Here is a 4,449-nt window from a genome sequence, read left to right on the forward strand (position 1 = left end):
TATATGAGATACTTGATTCTAAATATTCCTTTACTACTTTCATTTTAAATTCTGTACTATATTTTGCCATTTAAAAACTGACCTCCTTTAGTTAGTTTTTTAGTCTAACTTTTGGGGGTCAGTTCACATATTGCTCGCCTTTTTTATAAGGATTTTAGCATGTCCACATAATTTGGCATGGAGTAATTTTCTCTTGATATTAATTTTTCTAGGCAGTCTGAGATTTCTCTTATCTTCTCTGCTAGGCTCCTGGTCTGATTTTGCAAATAAAAAGCCTTGTCTTCTCTATCTTTTATAGATTCAGATTTTTTTAAGATATTTATAATTTTCTCGCTATAATCAAGAAGTTCTCCTACTTCTTCATTAATCTTATTAGCCCTTGCCTTAAGCTTATCATTGTCCACAAAGGCCAGGTAATCCCTGATTTCCTTGATTTCCCTCATGGCTGATGGGAGGATTTCTTGCTGGATCATATTATTTAAAATCTCTAGCTGGGAAGAGAAGAAATTGATCACCTCTTCAAATTCAACATTAATTATAGATTCAATTTCCTTGCTTGTAAAGATTCCCGCTCTTTCAAATATATCGTAGGCCCCATCTTCCTTTGCAGCCTTTAGGGCTTCTAGAAAACTTGGATAATTATCAAGACCACGGTCACTAGCTTCTTTTTTCCATTCTTCTGAATAGCCATCACCCTGGAATAAAATCCTCTTATTGGCTTCATAGATTTCCCTGATTATGGCATAAGCCTCTTCTTTTCGCCATTTTTCATCGGCCTTTTCTAGCCTATCAGCGATTTTCTTTAAAGATTCTGCCATGGCAATATTTAAGACTGTATTTAAGTCTGCTGCAGATTTAGATGAGCCAAGCATCCTAAATTCAAATTTATTGCCGGTAAAGGCTATTGGCGATGTCCTATTTCTGTCTGATGAGTCAGTTTTTAGCTCGCCCAGGTGAGGGATTTTAACCTTGTTAGATGGAACTTGTCCTTCCAAGTCTCCCCTAGCTATGGCCTTTAGGATTTCTTCTAAATCAAGTCCCACAAAGACAGAAAGTATGGCTGGTGGGGCCTCATCGCCTCCTAGCCTGTAGTCGTTGGTGACAGATGATGAAGCTATCCTAATTAGCTTTTGGCCCTTATTGCATACTTCAATCATGGCAGCCAAAAACAAGAGGAAGGTCATGTTGTTTTTTGGGTCCTTGCCTGGTGAAAATAAGTTTTTACCATAATTTGTGGCAAGGGAATAATTGTTGTGCTTGCCTGATCCTGCCATATTTTTAAAAGGTTTTTCCTTAAGAAGGCAAACCAAGTCGTGCTTGAGGGCAGTTTTTTCCAAAATATACATCAAAAGCTGGTTATTATCCACAGAAATATTTGCATTTTCAAACATTATCGCTATCTCAAATTGGTTTGGACCCACCTCATTGTGCTCTGCTTCCATGTAGATTCCTAGGTCATAAAGCTGTTTATTGACATCTTCATAAAAATCATTGACCCTCTGAGGAATAGCACCCAAATAATGGGAAACCAGCTCTTTTTCAACCATCGGCTCAGATCCAATTAGGGTCATGCCCGAATATTCGAGGTCAATTCTCTTGTCAAAATATTTCTTATCTATAAGATAAAATTCCTGTTCAAGACCAAGCTTCGCCTTGACCCTATAGGTTGTTTCATCTTTCAAAAAAAGATTGCAAATCCTAGCGGCTTCACTGCTTACCATGTTCATTGACTCTATTAGAGGTAGCTTCTTATCTAATTTCTCCCCATAAAATGAAACGAAGACTGATGGTATGTAGAGGACCTTGTCTAAGATAAAGGAATTAGCTGTCAAATCCCAATATGTATAGCCCCTGGCTTCAAAAGTTGAACGCATTCCACCGGATGGAAAGGATGAAGCATCAGGCTCTCCCTTAATTAGTTCCTTACCCGAAAACCTATAGATAGGATTATGCTTATCATCCCTGCTCAAAAAGGCGGTTTTCTTTGTTGCAGTCTTGCCATTTAGGGGCTGAAACCAATGTGTGTAGGATGTAGCACCCTTAGAAATAGCCCAGGCCTTCATGGCATGAGCGATAGAATCAGCTGTCTCTCTGTCTAGGTTTGCATTTCCTCTTGCTGCCTCTTTCCATTTTAGGTAAACTGGATAAGGCACATTTTCCTTCATAGTCTTCTTATCAAAGGCCATATTTCCAAACTTTTCCAAAATATTACTCCCTAATTTTCTTTAGCAAATTTACTTTTTCATTATACCTGCGTAAAGAAAAATTATAAATGGACCTAAATAATTATTCTTAGTAAGATTTCACAAATAAAAAAATCATAGCTTATGACCTCATCACAAGCTATGATTTTTTAATTTTAGTAAATTGGGTTTTTTTGGTTGTAGCCTCTACATACCTTATTTACGTTTTTGATTGTAATATTTCTTGCTACAAAATATCCAAGTCCACATATCCATGAACCAAGAAGTAGCCATAATATCACGCTTGCTCCATTTTCTTGAATATGGTAGCCATATCTATGACCGTTTGCTGCAGTTCTATTTGCTAGGGCATAATCCCAATAAATACTATAAATACCACAAGTTAGGATTGTTAAAATTAGATATTTTAATACACCACTAGTGTGTTCTCCATCTCCTGCGCAAGCAATATTTACATCTCTTGATACTGTGTGGACAAAATATAGACTATATAATCCGCAAGTAATTAAATTTAATAGTAAGAATAATATCAATGATCTTCTTTCTGGTAGCATTCCGTGAAAATCTCCTGAATCTCCTGTATATTTAAAGGCATCTGAATCTTGGTAAGCTCCATTTGCTCCGCTTTTTGCCTTAGCGGCTCCATCAGCATCCTTAGCAAATTTTGAGCTTATCTTTCCTATTTCAGTCATAAATAGACCAAAGGCAGCCATTATTTCTGATTTTAAAAACTCTGTGTCGCTTAATTTGTTAAAATATCCATCTTCATAGATTACATCACCAGCAGACATAGCTACTAGGTATATTAAAACTGGTGCCCCAATAGCTAAGAGTATTAGAATCACACTTACAATTGGCCTAAAGAAGAAATCATAATAGGTTACCTTTCTTATTATTAGGTCAATTATCCTTACTATAATCATAAATGCACCACTTATGACTGTAAGGTTAAAAAGGTCTTGGTTATCAGTTTTGTTCCACTGTCTAGCAACTGTATATAAACCATATCCAAAAAATACTACAGAAACTAAAGAAAGAAGGTTGGCCAATAGGTTAAATGCCATTGAAAATAAAAATCCTAACATTAGAAAATACCTCCTATAGTAAATATAACTAACCTAAGTAGGTCAATTGCAAAAAGAATTGCACAAACAGAAGCTGCTCCAAGGCCTGTTAGGGCAATGATTTTCACAAGGCCACTTGGCTTTATCTCGATGCTTGCTTCATTAGATGCGTCTTTTTCCATATCTTTCATGCTTTTAAAGATAGGCTCATTGTCTACCATATTTTCATCATTGGAAAATCCATCTATTGCATCACTGCTAGCTTTTTCTTCAAATAAATTATTAGCTGGCTTAACTTCAACATCTTCCTTGATATCCTCAACTGTTTGATTGAGAGTTTCTTCAGCCTTTTGGGCAGTTTCTTTTACTGTTTCTTTTACTTCTTGAGCAGTATCTTCAATATTTTCCTTGGCTGTATCAAGAGATTCTTCTACAGATTCCTTGACTTTTTCAGCCTTTTCTCCTAGATCTTTGCCTACTTCTTCTAATCTTTCAGCAGCCTCTTGCTTTTTCTCGTCAAATTTTTCTGAAAATTCTTCTTTTTTCTCATCAAGATTTAATTCGACTTTTTCGCTTGCTGGTTGAATTTTTTCTTGGTCAACTGGGCTACCGCATTGGGCACAGAAATTAGCGCCTGGCTTTAGCTCAGCCCCACAATTTTTACAGAACATCTCAACTCCTTTTTATTTTTTAATAAGATTCTCATAAGCCTTATAAATTATCGAATCCCTAGGCCTACATACTACTATATCATCGCTAGGATCAGCCATCCTTATAAAATAAACAGCAAATACTAAGATAAGTCCCAAAATGATGGCAATTTTCTTAAACCTATCTGATAGTTTCCCCCTAAATATATAAGCCACTAAGACAATGGCTGGCAGAGGAAAAAGTGGATGGTAAACAAAGGCCAAAGAAGGCTTAAGCCTAAGTAGGGAAAAGTAAGCCCTCGTCATACCACAGCTTGGACATGAAATCCCTGTCAGCGCCTTGATTGGGCAGGTAAAACCAAGTGCAAAAAGCAATGCGTAAAAAATTATAATTGCTAATATAAAGGGTCTGTAAATAATTTTGTGTATCAACCTAAATCCTGACATTAGGGTAAGGGTTGATACATTTTTTATGTATCAATGTTTGTCCATTCCTATAGGAATGGAGCTTTTCTTAATTTTACACAACTT

Annotated in this window: 4 protein-coding genes; all 4 read right to left on the reverse strand. The window is 36.2% G+C overall.

Annotation, left to right across the window (positions count from 1 at the left end; all coding sequences use genetic code 11):
- Positions 1 to 143: 143 nt before the first annotated feature.
- Entirely contained in the window at positions 144 to 2,204 is a 2,061-nt protein-coding gene (locus NH286_RS10420) for a glutamine synthetase III (protein ID WP_265238724.1), read from the reverse strand.
- Positions 2,205 to 2,359: 155 nt separating this feature from the next.
- Positions 2,360 to 3,289, reverse strand: a complete 930-nt coding sequence (locus NH286_RS10425) for a DUF4234 domain-containing protein (protein ID WP_265215263.1) — start codon at positions 3,287 to 3,289, stop codon at positions 2,360 to 2,362.
- Complete coding sequence (locus NH286_RS10430; protein WP_265238727.1) at positions 3,289 to 3,939, reverse strand: zinc ribbon domain-containing protein; 651 nt, start codon at positions 3,937 to 3,939, stop codon at positions 3,289 to 3,291. The genes NH286_RS10425 and NH286_RS10430 overlap by 1 nt, the downstream gene beginning before the upstream one ends.
- Positions 3,940 to 3,951: 12 nt before the next feature.
- Positions 3,952 to 4,350 carry a DUF2752 domain-containing protein gene (locus NH286_RS10435; RefSeq protein ID WP_265238729.1) on the reverse strand — a complete coding sequence of 133 codons (399 nt, stop codon included), beginning with the start codon at positions 4,348 to 4,350 and terminating at the stop codon, positions 3,952 to 3,954.
- Between the last annotated feature and the right edge of the window lie 99 nt (positions 4,351 to 4,449).

Origin of the sequence: Anaerococcus sp. NML200574 (assembly GCF_026131665.1) — a bacterium.
In the GTDB taxonomy this organism is placed as follows: Bacteria; Bacillota; Clostridia; order Tissierellales; family Peptoniphilaceae; genus Anaerococcus; species Anaerococcus kampingae.